This is a genomic window from Streptomyces sp. NPDC021020, from assembly GCF_044333285.1.
Taxonomy (GTDB): domain Bacteria; phylum Actinomycetota; class Actinomycetes; order Streptomycetales; family Streptomycetaceae; genus Actinacidiphila.
This window is the reverse complement of sequence record NZ_JBIRQQ010000001.1, coordinates 511,965-528,317: the sequence shown is the minus strand read 5'-3', so window position 1 is coordinate 528,317 and position 16,353 is coordinate 511,965. Positions and strand designations below refer to the sequence as shown.

Below are 16,353 nucleotides of genomic sequence, written 5' to 3'. Positions count from 1 at the left end.
GTTCGTTTCTGCCGACGGATGTCTCCGGGTCTCCGCCCCGAAGTGCCGCATCCATAACTCAGCGTAGGTCTGGGGGGAGCGGAGTGGCCACTTATACGAGGCATACATTCAGAATGTTTTGCCCCGTTCACGCACGGTGTGCCCCGTGCGACGCACCGCTACCCTTTTCGTCCGATTACCACGCCGCGTCCCACGACTGCGCCTCGGCGAGGACGGCGGAGGCGAGCCGCGCCGACCGTACGGCGATGCTCCGCGGCGGGCAGGGCCGCCCGCGCTCCAGCCACCACGCGATGGACTGCACCGACAGCGCGGCGAGCACGGTCGGTACGAAATCGGGCCCGGAGCCGGGTCCGGGGCCCTGGTTCCGCGGGGGCGGCAGGTGCGCGCCGACCATCCCGGCGAGCGTCGCGCGCATGCGGTCGGCGAACCACGGGCTGCCGTTCCGCCCGAGCAGGGCGCCGTAGAAGCGGTGGTAGCCGTCGATGTGCTCGTAGAAGCCGATCCAGCGCTGCAGCGGCGTGCGCTCCGTGCCGTCCGCGCCGCCGCCCTCCCCTATCGCGCCGAGCATCTCCGCCACGGCCTCGTCGAAGATCGTCTCGACGAGCTGGTACTTGTCCCGGTGGTTGCGGTAGAAGGCCGCCCGGCTGACCATCGCCCGCGCGCAGATCTCGCCGACGGTGACGCGGTCGAAGCCGCGCTCCTCGATCAGCTCGATGAGCGCTTCCCGCAGGAGCTTGCGCGTCCGCCGCACCCGTACGTTCTCCACGCCTCGTGCGTTCTCCACGCCTCCCGAGGATGCCACGTCAACGCGGCGTGTCCAGCGCCGTGTTGAGGCGGGCCGCCTGCCGGGTCAGGTGCGTGCGCTCCGGGAGGGCGGCGGCCTGCCCGGCGGCCTCCGCGTAGAGGCGGGCCGCGGTGCGCAAGTTCCCGGCCCGCTCGTGGAGGTAGGCGGACGCGGCGGTGTGGCGCGGCAGCGCGGGGTCGAGGGCGCCGAGCGCGGCCAGGCCCGCGCGCGGGCCGTCCGCCTCGCCGACCGCGACCGCGCGGTTGAGGCGGACGACCGGGCTGCCGGTCAGCCGCTCCAGCTCGTCGTACCACTCGACGATCTGCACCCAGTCCGTCTCGCCGGCGGTCGGCGCGTCCGCGTGCAGGGCCGCGATCGCCGCCTGCGCCTGGAATTCGCCGAGCCGGTCGCGGGACAGCGCCCGTTGCAGGACCGCCACGCCCTCGGTGATCGCGTCGGTGTCCCAGCGGCCGCGGTCCTGCTCGGCGAGCGGCACGAGGGCGCCGTCCGGCGCGGTACGGGACGCGCGCCGGGCGTGGTGCAGCAGCATCAGCGCCAGCAGGCCCGCGACCTCCGGGTGGTCGATCGCGGCGGCCAGCTGCCGGGTGAGCCGGATCGCCTCGGCGGCGAGGTCGACATCGCCGGAGTAGCCCTCGTTGAAGACCAGGTAGAGCGTGCGCAGCACGGTGCCGACGTCCCCGGGCCGGTCCAGCCGCTCCCCCGAGACGGTGCGCTTGGCGCGGCTGATGCGCTGCGCCATGGTCGCCTCGGGCACGAGGTAGGCGCGGGCGATCTGCCGCGTCGTGAGCCCGCCGACCGCGCGCAGCGTGAGCGCCACCGCCGAGGAGGGGCTGAGCGCGGGGTGGGCGCACAGGAAGTACAGCCGCAGCGTGTCGTCCGCGCCGGGCGCGGGCCCCGGCGGCGGCTCCCGGTCGACCTGGTCCTCCCGGCGCCGGCGCGCGCTCTCGGCCCGGGTGGCGTCCAGGAAGCGCCGCCACGCGACGGTGACGAGCCACCCGCGCGGGTCGCGCGGCGGCTCGCCGGGCCAGACGCGTACGGCCTCCACGAGCGCGTCCTGCACCGCGTCCTCGGCCGCGGCGAATTCCGCCCCGCGCCGGACGAGGACGGTCAGGACGTACGGGGTCAGGGCGCGCAGCAGGGCCTCGTCGAGGGGGGCGGACCCGGCGGGGGCGGGGGCCGGGTGGCGGCCGGCCCCCGTACGGTCCTCGCGCACCGTCACTCCGTGATCGTCGGGGGCGCTTCGGTCATGAACGGGCGCAGCTCCAGCCACTCGTGGATCGGCCGGCCGCCCGCGCCCGGGGCCGCGGACAGCTCACCGGCGAGTTCGAGGGCGCGCTCGTAGGTGTCGACGTCGATCACCATCCAGCCCGCGATGAGGTCCTTGGTCTCCGCGAACGGCCCGTCGGTGACCGGCGGGCGCCCCGCGCCGTCGTAGCTGACCCAGGTGCCCTCGGGTGCGAGCGCCTGCGCGTCGACGAACTCGCCCGTCTCCTCCAGCTTCGCCGCGAAATCCCGCATGTACTGGATGTGCGCGGTGACCTCCTCGGGCGTCCACCGGTCCATGCTGATGTCGTTGACCGGCGCCGGAGCACCCCGGTAGTGCTTGAGCAGCAGGTACTTGGCCATGGTGGTCTCCTCCGTGCGGTGCGGCCCATTGTGGCCGCCTTCACTTCGAGGACGGAGCAGCCCCGCGGTTCTCGACACCGCCCGCGCTGTTTTCCGGGTTTTTTTCTCCCCCGCCGCCCGCGCCCGGTGCGAGCTGCGCGTGGTCGGCGTCCGGGAGCCAGTCGCGCCCCGGCACGTAGTCGAGCCAGCGGCGGGCGCGGGCCGCCGCGGTGAAGGCGCCGAGCAGGGCGTCCAGCAGCGGGTGGCGCGGGGTGTCGCGCCAGGCCAGGGACCAGGCGTAGAGCGGTGTGGGGCCGGTCAGCGGGATCGCGCGCAGGCCCGCGGTGGACGGCAGGGGCGCGTCCGCGGGCACGAGCGTGAAGCAGCTCGGGTCGGCGCGCAGGTGCTGGACGAGGTGGTCGGGGCCGAGGTTGGGGCCGCTGCGGCGGGCGGCGATGCCGAATTCGTCGGCGAAGCGGCGCAGGAAGTCCAGCCGCGGCAGCTCGGCGGGGGCCCACAGGACGCTGTCGCGCAGGTCGGACGGGCGCAGCTCGGCCGCCCCGGCGAGCGGGTGCGCGGCGCCGACCACCGCGTCGACCGGCTCCAGCCGTACGAGCCGGTGGGCGAGCCCCCGGTCCCGCCCGTCGGGCAGCGGGTGCACCCGCCCGAACCCGGCGTCCGCCGCGCCGCTCAGCAGCGCCTCGGCGACGGAGGGCCAGTCCCGTCCGGGCCCCGGCTCCAGCCGCAGCGCGGGGTCGGCCGCCGCGGCGGCGTCGGCGGCGTGCGCGACGGTGCGCATCGGGGCGTACAGATGCCCCCAGACGTCGAGCCGCAGCGCCTGCCGCCCGCCGTGCACCGCGGCCACCGCCCGCTCCCCCGCCGCCAGCGCCTCCCGCGCGGCGGGCGCGAACCGTTCCCCGGCGTCGGTGAGCCGGGTGCCGCCGTCGCGGTCGAAGAGGCGGGCGCCGAGCAGTGACTCAAGGCGGGCGACGCGTTTGGACAGCGCCTGCTGGGAGATGCCGAGCCGGGCGGCCGCCTGCCCGAAATGCAGCGTCTCGGCGGTGGCGGCGAAGGCCCGCACATGGGCGAGGTCGAGATCGATACCGGGTCCGGGAGCCGCGTCCATGCCCCTGACCGTAGCCGACAACCTCCGGTTGTCAGCGGGGCCGGGAGGTTGTTGGCCCGCGACGGGCCCGGGGCGGTGGGATGGTCACCAGACGCCGAGGGCGCCGCAGAACATACCAGAAGGAGGCAAGCCGAGATGAAGGCCTACATACCCACCGGGGACGCCGCGGAATCCGTCGTGCTGGCCGAGGTACCGGAGCCCGTACCGGGGCCCGGCGAGGCGCTCGTGAAGGTCGAGGCCTTCTCCGTCAACCGGGGCGAGACGTTCAAGCTGGAGGCCCCCGCGGACGGGGACCGCCCCGGCAAGGACATCGCAGGCCTCGTCGTCCAGCCCGCCGCGGACGGCACGGGCCCCGCGGGCTTCGCCCGGGTCGTCGGCCACCCGATGGGCGGCGGCTGGGCGGAGTTCGCGGCCGTCCCCACCACCGCGCTCGCCGTCCTCCCGGACACCGTCACCCCCGTCCAGGCCGCCGCCCTCCCCCTCGCCGGCCTCACCGCCCTGCGCCTGCTGCGCGCCGCGGGCCCCGTCCCCGGCCGCCGGATCCTGCTCACCGGCGCGTCGGGCGGCGTCGGCCACTACGTCACGGAGCTGGCGGCCGCCGCCGGTGCCGAGGTCACCGCTGTCACCCGGGACGCCGAACGCGGGGCGCGGCTGCGCGAGTTGGGCGCCGCCGAGGTCGTCCACGACGTGACCGCGGCGCACGGCCCGTACGACGTCGTCCTGGAATCCACCGGCGGCGCCGCGCTCCCCGCCGCCCTCGCCCGGCTCGCCCGCCGCGGCACCCTCGTCTGGTTCGGCCAGGCCAGCCGCACCCCCGTGACGCTGGACTTCTTCGACTTCTTCGCGGGCCCGGAGTCGGCGGTCATCCGCCACTTCCACTACCTCGACGCGGACACCCCGCTCGACGCGGACCTCGCCGCGCTCGTCCGCCTCACCGCCGGCGGCCGGCTGCACCCGGAGATCGGCCGCGTCGCCGACTGGGCGGACACGGCGGCGACGTTGACGGACCTGCGGGAGCGCAGGATCCGCGGCAAGGCGGTGCTGACGGTGTCCTGACCGGATTTCCCGCCTCCCCCGCAGCCCCCTCCCTCCTTTTCCACCTCAGAAAGGTTCAGCGCCATGAACGAGACCACCACCCCGCAGGCCCCCCTCACCGACCCCCGGGCGGTCGTGATCCGCTACGTGGAGGCCGTACGCGACGGCGACGCGGACGTCATCCGCGAGAGCTTCGCGCCCGACGCGACCTGGCACTACCCCGGCTCGCTGCCGACGTCGAAGATCTGGCAGGGCCGGGACACGATCGTGGACGACTTCCTCGGCAGCATGGGCACGGTGTTCGTGCCCGGCACGGTCCGGATCGAGCTGGTCAGCACGATCGCGGAGGGCGAGCGCGTCGTCGCCGAATGGACGTCGAAGGCGCAGACGGTGCACGGCGCCGCGTACGACAACCGGTGCATAGGGATCTACACGGTGCGGGAGGGGCGGATCACCTCGGTGATCGAATACGCGGACACGCACCACGTGGCGGCGACGCTCTTCCCGCCGGAGTCGGGGCGGTAAATGAGGTGCCGGGTGCGGCAGGCGGTGCGTAGGTTCGCCGGATGACGTCACCCGAGCACGCACCGCAGGCCCCGGCCCCTTCGAGCGAGGCCGGGGCCGGTACGGACGGGCCGCCGCGGCTCACCGGGCTGGTCTTCCACGGGCCGATCGGCGAGGCGCGGGCCGCGCGCTGGGTGGAGCGGCTCGCCCCCGTGCTGGCGGCGGCGCCGGACGGCGGGCGCGTCCTCGACATCGGCTGCGGCTGGGGCGAGCTGATGCTGCGGCTCCTGGCGGCGGCCCCGCGGGCGCGCGGCACCGGCCTCGACCTCAACACCGCGGACCTCGCGCGGGGCCGGGCCGACGCGGCGGCCCGGGGGCTCGCCGGGCGGGCCGACTTCGTCGAGGGCGACGCGGCGAAGACCCCGTACGAGCAGGCCGACGTCGTCCTCTGCCTCGGCGCGAGCCACGCGCTCGCCGAGGACACGGCGGAGGCGCTCGCCGCGCTGCGCGCCCGGGTGCGCCCCGGCGGCCGCGTACTCCTCGGCGAGGGCTTCTGGGAACGCGAGCCCACGCCCGCGGAGCTGGCGGCCTCCTGGCCGGGCGCCGCCGCCACCGACCACACGGACCTCGCGACCCTCGTCGACACGGCGGTGGCGGCGGGCTTCCGCCCGGTGTGGGTCGAGTCCGCGGACCGCGCGGAGTGGGACGACTTCGAGTCTGGCTACCTCGCCGACGCGGAGGTCTGGCTCGCCACCCACCCCACCCACCCCGAGGCGCCCGCCACCCGCGAGCGCCTCACCATCCACCGCTCCGCCTGGCTCCGCGGCTACCGCCTCACCCTGGGCCTCGCCTACCTGACCCTCACCCCGTCCCTCTAGCCCTCTACGCGGGGCCGCCCACCCACCCGTCGGAGTGGAATCCGCGCGGCATTCAGATGACGCCCCCTTCCGGGCCGCGGGCCGCCGCGGGAAGGGGCGCGGGGGGTCGGGAACCTGGACGCGTCCGCAGGAATGGAGCTCGCGCGTCGAGAGGGACTCTCAGGTGAAACGTCAGGATCTCGCCCGCTTCCGGAGGAAGCGAAGCGCCGCCGCAACCGTGAGCTCCGTGCTCGCCGTGACATCCGCCCTGCTCGCCATGACGGTCGCCGCCTCGCCGACCGCCTCCGCGGCAGGGCTCCCGGGCGGGCTCGGCCCGTGCGTGGGCGCGCAGTGCCCCGCGGTCTTCCCGCCCGTCAACAGCGGGCCCTTCGCGGGGCGCGACGAGGGCGTCAACATCTTCGTCGGCGGCGACTTCGACGTGCGCCAGGGCGCCGTGGAGGCCGAGGGCCACGTCGTGACCCTCGGCAACTTCGACCTCGACAAGGACGCGCTCGGCGGCGCCGCGTACAACGTCGGGATCGTCGGCGCGGGCTCGCGCGTCCCCCCGCCGGACGGCGCGGACTTCCTCACCGCGGGCGGGGACGTGACCGTCGCGGACGGCCAGCGGCTCATCGCCGAGGGCGGCGTCGTACGGTACGCGGGCACGACGTCCGGCGAGATCGACGGCACCACGACGCACGACGCGGACGCGGTCGCCGCGTACGAGCCGCTGCGCGACGAGCTGACGGCGGCGAGCCGGTGCTACGCCGGGGACCCGACGCAGCGCCCGGCCACCGGCACGGCGGTCAACGAAGGCTTCCAGACGACCTTCACCGGCGACGGCACCTCCGCCCTCCAGGTCTTCAACGTCGACTTCGACCTGACGAACACCGGCGGCGGCTCGCAGGCGCTCGCCTTCGCCGGGATCCCTGCGGGCGCGACCGTGCTGGTCAACCTGCTCGGCGGCGCCCGGACGATCAACACCACGAGCGGCGACCTCACCGACGACGACCCGTGGAACAAGCTCCGCGACACCATGCTGTGGAACGTCCCGGACGCGTCCTCGCTCACGCTCACCGGCAGCGGGCAGTTCCAGGGCAGTGTGCTGGTCGGCAACCAGGCGAGCACGACGACGGTGAACATGCCCGGCGTGAACGGCCGGGTCTTCACGACGGGCTCGCTCCTCCACACCTCGGGCGGCTCGGGCACCCCGGGCACGCGGGGCAACGAATTCCACGCCTACCCCTTCAACGGCGACCTCCCGGACTGCTCGGTCCCCGTGCCGACCGCGTCGACGACCGTGACGAAGGTCGACACCGCCTCCGGGGCGCCGCTGGCGGGAGCGACCTTCCAGCTGTGGCACGAGACCAACGGCGTCACCGGCTTCCAGACCACCGGCACCGACCCCGACACGCAGGTCGGCGCCCCCTGCACCACGGGCGCGGACGGCATCTGCTCCGCGAACGACCTGCCCCTCGGCACGTACTACTGGCAGGAGACCGCCCCGCCACCCGGCTACGTGGTGGCCGACCCGGTCACCGAGGCCGTACTGGACACGGCCGGGCAGAACGTCGCCGTGACGGCGCGGGACGCCGCGTCCCGCGAGGACACCGGCTCGACCACCGTCACCAAGACCGACGCCACCACCGGCACCCCCCTCGCGGGCGCGACCTTCCAGCTGTGGCACGAGACCAACGGCGTCACCGGCCTCCAGACCACCGGCACCAACCCCGACACCTCGGTCGGCGCCCCCTGCACCACCGGCCCCGACGGCATCTGCACCGCGAACGACCTGCCCCTCGGCACGTACTACTGGCAGGAGACCGCCCCGCCACCCGGCTACGAACTGCCCGACCCCGCGGTCTTCGACGTGCAGCTCACCACGGACGGCCAGCACGCCGACGTCACGGCCAAGGACACCCCCGCCACCGAACCGACCGGCAGCACCACCGTCACCAAGACCGACGCCACCACCGGCACCCCCCTCGCAGGCGCGACCTTCCAGCTGTGGCACGAGACCAACGGCGTCACCGGCCTCCAGACCACCGGCACCAACCCCGACACCCCGGTCGGAGCCCCCTGCACCACCGGCCCCGACGGCATCTGCACCGCCGACGACCTGCCCCTCGGCACGTACTACTGGCAGGAGACGGCCGCGCCCGACGGGTACGAGCTGGCCGAACCGGGCGTCACGACCGTCGTGCTCACGGCGGGCGACCCGGACGCGGCCGTGACCGTCGCGGACGCGAAGTGCCCGCCGGAGCCGTGCAAGCCCACCGAGTACAAGCCCTGCGACGACAGGCCCGCCTACTGAGGCTGAACCGCACGAGGTGCCCGGGGTCCGCAGGAGCGGGGCCCGGGCACCTTCGCGTCGTCCCCGTAGGATGCGGCGGGGGGCACGGCAGCGCGCAGCACACCGCACGACCGGACTCCCGCCGACCGTTCCCCGACGAGAGCGAGAGCCGGATGCGGTGCTGACGGCAGGTCACCCGGCGCGGCGCCCGCTGCCCGCGCCGGGCGCGGACAGGGACCGGCGCGGGCAGCTCGTCGCGCTGGCCGGTTACGTGGCGGTGCGCGCCGCCGGGCTGGTGGTGCTCGCGCTCTGGTCGGCGGCGAACGGCAAGAGCGCGGTGACGCTGCTCTCCCGGCGCTGGGATTCGCTCTGGTACGTGCGCGTCATCGACCGGGGCTACGGCTACGTGCTGACGGCGCCGGACGGGCGGCGGCTGTCGGACCTGGCCTTCTTCCCGCTGCTGCCGTGGCTGGAGCGGTCGGTGTCGTGGCTGACCGGGCTCGCGGAGCCGGACGCCGGGCTGCTGGTGTCGGCGGTGGCCTCGCTCGCGGCGGCCGCGGGCATCCACGCGGTGGTGCGGCGGTCGGTGCCGGACCGCCCGGACGTCGCGGTCGCCGCCGTCGTGCTGTGGGCGGCGCTGCCGGTGGGGATCGTGCAGTCGATGGCGTACAGCGAATCGCTGTTCACGGCGCTCGCTGCGTGGTCGCTGTGGTGCGCGCTGGACGGGCGGTGGATCGCCGCGGGCCTGCTGGCGTCGGGCGCCGGGCTGACCCGCCCGATCGGGCTGGCGGTGGCCTGCGCGGTGCTGGTGGCCGCAGGGACGCAGGCGCGCCGCGCCGGGGTCTCGGTGCGGCTGGTGGCCGGTGCGGTGCTCGCCCCGGCCGGGGCAGCCGCGTACGTGCTGTGGGTGGGCGCCCGGCGCGGCAGCCTGTTCGGCTACCTGGACGTGCAGAAGGGCTGGGGCAACGGCTTCGACGGCGGGGCGGCCTTCGCGCGCTTCACCGGCGGGCTCGCGACGCGCCCGCCGTACGTGGGCGGGGTGCTGCTCACCGCGGGTGTCGGGGTGCTGCTGTGGGGGTATGTGCGGGGCTTCCGCGACGGCGGGCCGCGGCTGCCGCTGCCCGTCCAGGTCTACACGGGGATCGTGCTCGCGCTGGCGCTGTGCTCGTCGGGCTACTTCGGTTCGAAGCCGCGGCTGCTGATGCCCGCGTTCGGCGTGCTGGTGCCGGTGGCGGCCGCGCTGGGACGGCTGCGGGTGCGGTGGCGGGTCACCGTACTGGCGGTGTGCGCGCTGGGGGCGGCGGTGTACGGGGCGTTCTGGCTGAACGGGTCCGGACCGCCGTGACACCAGCGCCGCCCTGCGCCCGCGCGGGTGTTCACGCCCAGGGGCCGCCGCATGTCGCGGCCGTCCAGCCGCCCGCACCGCGCAGCACGAGTGCGGCGAGCGCCTCGGGGGCGCCGGGGCGGCCGCGCAGGCCGGGGAAGGCGTTGACGTCCACGACGACGGGGCCCGCGGGGGTCGCGACGACGTCCACGCCGTAGACGTCGAGGCCGAAGGCGGCGCCGGTGCGGCGGACGAGGTCCCGCCAGGCGGGCGGGAGGGCGGCGGGCAGCGGGCCGGTGTCGGCGGTGGGCGCGGCGAGTTCGGAACGGCGGCGGGCGGTGAAGACGTGCGGGCCGATGGCGTAGAGCTTGTGGTCCCAGCCGGAGTTGGGCACGAAGTCCTGGACGACGTACGGCTCGGCGGGCGCGGTGGCCGCGAAGTCCCTTACGGCGGCGGGGCCTTCGAGCCGTACGACGGTGTCGGCCTTGCGGCTGTGCCTGCTCTTGACGACGACGGGCCCGGATCCGCCCTCCGCGGCGGCGAGTTCGGCGGGTGAGGCGTAGCTGCGGGTCGCGGCGAAGGGCAGCCCGGCGCGCAGGGCGTCGGCGGCCATGGCGGCGCGGTCCTGGCAACGGGCGGTCGCGGTCGCGGTGTTGACGACCCTTGCGCCCTCGGCCTCCAGCGCACGGGCCAGCTCCAGGGCCTGCGGAGTACGGGACTTGAGCAGGTAGACGTCGGCGGGCTCGCCCGGCGGGCGGGGGGCCGCCGGGTCCAGCACCTCGACGCTCGCGCCGCCGCCCGCCAGCAGCGCGGCGGCCGCGGCGAGCAGCGGGTGGCCGGGGTCGGGCGTGACGATCCCGACCCGCAACGGCCGCCGCACCCGGGGCGCCGGAGCCTGCGAGGCCGCGCCCAGCGGGCTCCTGCCGCGGGACCGGGCGGCGCGCGGGCCCGCGGGGTCGCTGCCTGCGGGGTCGGTGCCCGCGGGGTCGGTGGCTGCGGGGTCGGCGGCCGTGTCGCGCGGGGCGGCCGTGTCGCGCAGGGCGCCCGCGAGGTCGGCGTCCGCCGGTGCGGCGCCCGTGTCGCGCACGCCGCGCATCGGTTCGGCCCCCGCGGCGCGCAGGGCGGCCCTGTCGCGCGGGTCCTGGGTGCCGCCGGAGGCGGGGGTGGCGCTCATGGGACCGGGACGGCCGCCGGGGCCGGGGTGGGCGGGACCGGCGGGGCCTGCGGCAGGGGCGGGGCGGCGGGCGCCGGTCGCCGGTCGCGCGCCAGGTGGAGGACGGCGGCGGCGACCCGCGCGGCCGCGTCCGGGACCTGCCGGAAGCTCGGGAAGTCGTTGACGTCCACGACGACCGGGCCGTCCGGCGCGAGGAGGACGTCGAGGCCGTAGAGGTCGAGCCCGTACACCGCACCGACCCGCGCGGCGATCGCCGCGACCTCGCGCGGCAGCGGCACCCGGCGTTCCGGCTGCGGCAGGTCGGGGTGCAGCGGGGAGCGGCGCTCGGTGGCGTAGAAGTCGTCGCCGACGCAGTAGACCTTCATGTCCACACCGGAGTTGGGCACGTACGGCTGCGCGATGAGCAGGCCCTCGCCGCGCAACTCCGGGGTGAGGGCGGTGAGCGCGGCGGGTGTGGCGACGAGGTGCACGGCCCGCCCCGAGCTGCCGTCCGCGGGCTTGACGACCAGCGGGTAGTCCGACTCCGGTATCTCGGCGAGGAGTTCGGGCCGGGCGGCGGCGTAGGTCACCGGCATCGGCAGCCCGCCCGCCCGGCCGATCGCGGCGGCGAGCGCCTTGTCGCGCACCCGGCGGATGGCCCGCGCGTCGTTGACGGTCGTGAGCCCGGCGGACGCGGCGGCCTCCAGCAGGGTGAGGCCGGGCCCGCCGGAGACGGTCTTGAGCACCCACGCGTCGTGCGCGGCCGTCCGCAGCAGGTCGGTCATCCGCAGCAGCGAGCCGCCGGGCCGCAGCACGTCCACCTGGTGTCCCCACGCGCCGAGTTGCCGGATCACCTCGACCGGCATCCCGTCGTGGCGGTAGTTCTCCTCCACCAGAAAGCACAGCTTCATGGGACCCCCCTCCCCCCGCCCCTCCCCCGGGCCGTCCTTCCGACGGTGTCCGGCGGGGCGTGAAGGTCACAGGATGCCACGCGTCCCTGGGGCCGGTTGCGGCCCCGTCAACTCCGCGCGGGTGAGCGGTGGTTGACGGTTGGGCGTACGGCCCCGCGGGATTCGGCGGTGAGCGCGCGAGGAGCGGTAACGGCCGGCGGCCATCAGTCGACGCCCAACAGCCAGCGCCCACCCAGCGCCCAGCGGCCAGCGATCAGCGGGACTGCCCCAGCGGGTCGGTCTGCTCGGCACCGGCGCCGTCCGTGGTCGTCGACTCGCTCAACTCCCGCCACCGCTCGTCGGACGCGAGCAGCGCGCGGCCCGCGGCCGTGGCGTACGCGTACGCGTCCGGCCCGACGAGCAGCCGCAGCGGGGGTTCGTCGAGGCCGACGACGTCCAGGACCAGCCGGGCCACCTTCACCGGGTCGCTCGCCGCCAGCGTCTGCGGGGAGTGCATGCGCGCCATCGCGCCGACCGTCTCCTCGTACTCCGGCCGCAGGGGGTCGACCCGCATCGAGGACCCGGCCCAGTCGGTGCTCATGCCGCCGGGCTCGATGACGGTCACCTTGATGCCGAGCGGGCCGACCTCGGCGGCGAGCACCGACGAGAAGCCGCCGACCGCCCACTTCGCGGACTGGTACGCGCCGAGCCCGGGGGTCGCGAGCCGTCCGCCGACGGACGAGACCTGCACGATGCGCCCGGCGCGCTGCTCGCGCATGACCGGCAGCGCGGCCTGCGTGAGGCGGACGACACCGAAGAGGTTGGTGTCGACCTGGGCGCGGAAGTCGTCGAAGGCGACGTCCTCGACGGAGGCGACGTTCGCGTACCCCGCGTTGTTGACCAGGACGTCGAGCCGCCCGAAGCGGTCGACGGCGGTACGGACCGCGGCCCGCGCCGCCGCGTCGTCGGTGACGTCCAGCTCGGTCACGGCGAGCCGCTCCCCGTACTCCCCGGCGAGGTCGTCGAGCGCGCCGGGCTTGCGGACCCCGGCGACGACCCGGTGCCCGGCGGCCAGCGCGGCCGTCACGATCTCCCGCCCGAGGCCGCGCGAGGCGCCGCTGACCAGGAAGACGAGGGGGGTGGTGGTGTTCTGCTCCGACATCGCTCTCTCCTTACTAACCGGTTGATTAGCAACCTCCTCCATGGAACCTCGCCCGACGAGCGTTGTCAACTGATCGGTTAGTTGATAGACGTGCGTGTCGCGCCCGGGGCGGCTGCCGGGCGCGCCGCGCTCACCGGACCCCGGCGGTCACCAGACGACGATGCCGCCGCCGACGCTCCTCGCCCGCTCGGCGGCCGCGACGATGTTGGCGAAGCGCGCGCGGACGTAGTCGGGGAGGTAGCCGCCGCGTTCGGCCAGGTCGTCCAGATGCGGGCGCAGCAGCGCGCACTCGGCGAGGAAGTCCGCGATGTCGTCCCGCTCGACGTACAGGTCCTCGCGCGCGAGCCGCGGGAAATACCGCGCCCCCAGGGCCGTGACGCCCTCGCCGCCCCACAGCCGCTTGCGCGTGCTCTCGAATCCGGCCAGCTCGGCGCCGTTCGCCGGATCGTCCAGGAAGTCGTGGCCGCCCTCGGCGTCGTAGCGGAAGGTGTGCACGGAAAGGCTCATGGCGCGATTTTCGGCGGGGCCGCGGGGCGGTGTCGACGGCGTTCCCGCCCGCGGGGGCGGAGGCCGCGGAGGCGGCGGAGGCGGCGCGGTGGACGCGGAGGCCGCGGGGGCCGCGGGGGCCGCGGTGGCGGCGCGGAAGCCGCGGATCCGGCGCGGAGGCAGCGCGGAGGCGCAACCGCCGTACGGGGGGCTGACCGGCGCGGGCCGCCCCGGTCATGGGGGGAAGGCCGCGACCGCCCCGCGCAGAGCGCGCTACGCGCCGTACCCGAAGCTCCTGACCTGCGGGTACGCGGGCCAGCCCGGGTCGCCGGTGTGGACGAAGGCGGCCCACGCGCCCTGGACCTCCGCGGTCAGGCGGCGCAGTTCCGCCGGGTCGGCGCCCGCGAGCATGGGCGCCGCGCCCCACACGGGCCGGTCGGCGCCGAAGACGAAGGGCAGCTCGATGCAGTGGCAGGGCCCGAGCGGGCTGCCCTGCGGGGCCCAGTCGAAGCGGTAGACGTACGCGGTGGCGGCCCGGGCCGCGAGCCGGAGGGTGCCGTCGGTGAAGCCCCGGGCGGTGACCTCGGCGAGGGCGCCCGCCGCCGCGCCGGGGAAGAAGGCCCGCGCCTCCTCCCGGGCGGTCCCGGCCAGGAGCGGCACGTCCGTGCGCGCGGCCCCGACGAGGTCGCGGGGCAGCCCGCCCGCCGCGACCAGTTGCAGCGCCGGGGTCACGGACAGCGGCTCGTCCCGCTCCCGGGCGAGGTCCTGCTGGGCGCGGAGCAGGGCGGTGGCGTCGGGGGCGCGGAGGTCCGCCGTCCCCGCCAGCTCCGCCAGGCGCCGGGTGCGGGCCGTCGCCTGCTCCGGGACGGCGGGGGCGACGCCCGCCGGGGGGCTCTGGAGGACGGCCCGGGCGAAGAGGCCGCGGCCCGCGGGGTGCGCGAGGAGCGCGAGGGCGGAGAGGGCGCCCGCGGACTGGCCGGCGAGGGTGACGCGCGCCGGGTCGCCGCCGAACGCGGGCGCCGACGCGCGCACCCAGCGCAGGGCGGCGAGCTGGTCGAGCAGCCCCGGGTTGACGGCCGCCGTCTCCGGGCCGAGGTAGGCGTAACCGAAGGCGCCGAGGCGGTAGTTGGCGGTCACGACGACCATCCGCCCGTGCGCGGCGAGCTGCGCCCCGGCGTAGAAGTCCTCGCCGCCGGAGCCGCTGGAGAAGCCGCCGCCGTGCAGCCACACCAGGACGGGCAGGCCGGTGCCGCCCTCGCCGTGCAGGTCGGGCGTCCAGACGTTCACGGTCAGGCAGTCCTCGCTCTGCGCGAGCCCGCCGCCCGGCCCCATGACGGCCGCGAGCCGCGAGGGCGGCTGCGGCGCCGCGGGCCCGACCGCGCTCGCGTCCCGCACCCCCGTCCACCCGAGCGCGTCCCGCGGCGCCGCGAACCGCCCGGCAACGGCGTACGGCATGCCCCGGTAGGCGGCGACCCCGCCCTCGACCGTCCCCCGCACCACCCCGTGCGGCGTACGAACGGCGGGCCGGTCGACCATCGTGCGCACCTCCGATGACGAACGCGAAACGAACCCGGGCCGCGGGCCGGTCACCCGTCCCGCAGGCGGGTCGCGAGCCGCGAGCCGGCGCCGGGAGCGGACCAGGCGCTCCGGGCTGGACCCGTACGGCCCCGGCACCAGCGCGCAAGGCGCGCCCCCGACGCAGGACGCCGGACGCGAACCCGACGCCGGACGCCAGGCGCTCCGGGCTGGGCCCGTGCGGACCCGACGCCGGACGCCAGGCGCGAACCCAGCACCCCGCGCGGACCCGGCAGCGGACCGAGCACCCGCCCCGCCCGCCGGGCGCGAACCCAACGCAGGACGCCGGACGCGAGCCGGACGCCGACGCCAGGCGCGAGCCCGACACCCCGCGCGGACCCGGCAGCGGACCGAGCACCCGCCCCGCCCGCCGGGCGCGAGCCGGACGCCGGGCGCGAACCCAACGCCCCGGGCTGGCCCCCGGACACATGCCGGGCAAGCCCGGCACCAGCGCGCGAGGCACCATCCGGGCCCGCCCCGCACGGACCGGGCACCCGCCCTGCACGCCGGACGCGAACCCGACGCAGGACGCCGGGCGCGAACCCAACGCCCGCACGGACCCGGCAGCGGGCAGAGCACCTGCCCAGCCCGCCCGGCGCAAGGGCCGAGCACCCGCCCAGCCCGCCCGGCGCAAGGGCCGAGCACCCGCCCAGCCCGCCCGGCGCAAGGGCAGAGCACCCGCCCAGCCCGCCCGGCGCGAGCCAGACGCGGGACGGGCCGGACGCAGGGCCGGAGCGGTACCGACGCGGGGCCGAGGCAGGTCCGGGGGTGGGCCGAACGGGCTCGGCGCGGGGCCGGAGCGGGCCCGGCGCGGGCGCCCGGCCCCTCCCTCCCTCCATTGTTCTGTCCCGGCGGCGCGGCGGCATCCGCGCGGCCGGGACAGCTCCGTACCCCCTGTGTCAACTGTCCGGTTAGTTGATAGGCTGGCGGTATGACCAAGGACGTCCCCGCCCGCGACGCGGAAGCGACCCGGCGCCGCCTGCTGGACGCGGCGACCGCCGAATTCGCCGCGTACGGCATCGCGGGCGCCCGCGTCGACCGCATCGCGGCGGAGGCCCGCAGCAACAAGGCGCAGATCTACCACTACTTCGGCAGCAAGGACGGCCTCTTCGACGCCGTCTTCGACGAGATGTGCCGGCGGACCCTGGACGCCGTCCCGATCGACCCGGCGAATCTCCCCGAATACGCGGGCCGTCTGCACGACTCCTACGCCGAGCGCCCGTGGGTCCAGCGCCTCGCGACCTGGTACCGCCTGGAGCGCGCGGGCAGCGGCGTGGAGCTGCCGGTCGTCGCGGAGAGCACCCGCGCGAAGGTCCGCGCGATCGAGGAGGCCCAGCACGCGGGCGTCCTGCCGACCCGCTACTCCGCCTCCGAGCTGCTGGGCCTCGTCCTGCACCTGTCCGGCTTCTGGAGCAGCAACGTGCCCGAGTACGACGCGGTGTCCGCCCCGACGTCCGCGGCCCGCCGCCGCGAGGTCGTCGTGGCGGCGGTGGCGGCGCTGCTGGCCTGACCCCTGCGGGCGGTCGCCTGGGCCTACG

General features: G+C 76.4%; 15 protein-coding genes. 6 read left to right on the top strand and 9 right to left on the bottom strand.

The genetic code is table 11. From position 1 onward, the window contains the following. Positions 1-175: 175 nt before the first annotated feature. From ACH4SL_RS02335 to ACH4SL_RS02320, 4 genes are all read right to left on the bottom strand, one after another. A complete protein-coding gene (locus ACH4SL_RS02335) occupies positions 176-784 on the bottom strand; it encodes a TetR/AcrR family transcriptional regulator (protein ID WP_398441439.1) in 609 nt (202 codons plus the stop codon). 19 nt (positions 785-803) lie between these two features. Further along, positions 804-1,943, bottom strand: a complete 1,140-nt coding sequence (locus tag ACH4SL_RS02330) for an RNA polymerase sigma factor (protein WP_398441880.1) — start codon at positions 1,941-1,943, stop codon at positions 804-806. Between the two features lie 77 nt (positions 1,944-2,020). After that, the gene (locus ACH4SL_RS02325) at positions 2,021-2,431 is read right to left on the bottom strand and encodes a YciI family protein (protein ID WP_398441437.1); all 411 of its coding nucleotides are present in this window, start codon (positions 2,429-2,431) and stop codon (positions 2,021-2,023) included. 40 nt (positions 2,432-2,471) lie between these two features. Beyond that, entirely contained in the window at positions 2,472-3,536 is a 1,065-nt protein-coding gene (locus tag ACH4SL_RS02320; protein WP_398441436.1) for a LysR family transcriptional regulator, read from the bottom strand. A 135-nt stretch (positions 3,537-3,671) separates the two neighbouring features. Between ACH4SL_RS02320 and ACH4SL_RS02315 the strand changes: the two genes are divergently transcribed. From ACH4SL_RS02315 to ACH4SL_RS02295, 5 genes are all read left to right on the top strand, one after another. Beyond that, the gene (locus tag ACH4SL_RS02315; RefSeq protein ID WP_398441434.1) at positions 3,672-4,592 is read left to right on the top strand and encodes a zinc-binding dehydrogenase; all 921 of its coding nucleotides are present in this window, start codon (positions 3,672-3,674) and stop codon (positions 4,590-4,592) included. Positions 4,593-4,655: 63 nt separating this feature from the next. Then, on the top strand, positions 4,656-5,096 hold the full coding sequence (locus ACH4SL_RS02310) for a nuclear transport factor 2 family protein (RefSeq protein ID WP_398441433.1): 441 nt from the start codon (positions 4,656-4,658) through the stop codon (positions 5,094-5,096). 41 nt (positions 5,097-5,137) lie between these two features. Next, positions 5,138-5,953 (top strand): SAM-dependent methyltransferase, encoded by an 816-nt coding sequence (locus ACH4SL_RS02305; protein ID WP_398441432.1) that lies wholly within the window; start codon positions 5,138-5,140, stop codon positions 5,951-5,953. A gap of 226 nt (positions 5,954-6,179) precedes the next feature. Then, positions 6,180-8,246, top strand: a complete 2,067-nt coding sequence (locus ACH4SL_RS02300) for a SpaA isopeptide-forming pilin-related protein (protein WP_398441431.1) — start codon at positions 6,180-6,182, stop codon at positions 8,244-8,246. Between the two features lie 157 nt (positions 8,247-8,403). Continuing rightward, positions 8,404-9,570, top strand: a complete 1,167-nt coding sequence (locus tag ACH4SL_RS02295) for a hypothetical protein (protein WP_398441430.1) — start codon at positions 8,404-8,406, stop codon at positions 9,568-9,570. 31 nt (positions 9,571-9,601) lie between these two features. On the opposite strand, the gene ACH4SL_RS02290 is transcribed toward ACH4SL_RS02295, so the two are convergent. From ACH4SL_RS02290 to ACH4SL_RS02270, 5 genes are all read right to left on the bottom strand, one after another. Beyond that, positions 9,602-10,723, bottom strand: a complete 1,122-nt coding sequence (locus ACH4SL_RS02290) for a RimK family alpha-L-glutamate ligase (RefSeq protein WP_398441429.1) — start codon at positions 10,721-10,723, stop codon at positions 9,602-9,604. Further along, complete coding sequence (locus ACH4SL_RS02285; protein ID WP_398441427.1) at positions 10,720-11,613, bottom strand: RimK family alpha-L-glutamate ligase; 894 nt, start codon at positions 11,611-11,613, stop codon at positions 10,720-10,722. The genes ACH4SL_RS02290 and ACH4SL_RS02285 overlap by 4 nt, the downstream gene beginning before the upstream one ends. Positions 11,614-11,866: 253 nt before the next feature. Further along, positions 11,867-12,754 carry an SDR family NAD(P)-dependent oxidoreductase gene (locus tag ACH4SL_RS02280; protein WP_398441426.1) on the bottom strand — a complete coding sequence of 296 codons (888 nt, stop codon included), beginning with the start codon at positions 12,752-12,754 and terminating at the stop codon, positions 11,867-11,869. 147 nt (positions 12,755-12,901) lie between these two features. Further along, positions 12,902-13,261: a hypothetical protein gene (locus ACH4SL_RS02275; protein ID WP_398441425.1), complete on the bottom strand. Its 360-nt coding sequence runs from the start codon at positions 13,259-13,261 to the stop codon at positions 12,902-12,904. Positions 13,262-13,513: 252 nt separating this feature from the next. Continuing rightward, positions 13,514-14,776, bottom strand: a complete 1,263-nt coding sequence (locus ACH4SL_RS02270; RefSeq protein WP_398441424.1) for a carboxylesterase family protein — start codon at positions 14,774-14,776, stop codon at positions 13,514-13,516. A 970-nt stretch (positions 14,777-15,746) separates the two neighbouring features. Here ACH4SL_RS02270 and ACH4SL_RS02265 point away from each other — a divergent pair. Next, on the top strand, positions 15,747-16,325 hold the full coding sequence (locus tag ACH4SL_RS02265; RefSeq protein ID WP_398441423.1) for a TetR family transcriptional regulator: 579 nt from the start codon (positions 15,747-15,749) through the stop codon (positions 16,323-16,325). The last annotated feature ends 28 nt before the right edge of the window (positions 16,326-16,353 follow it).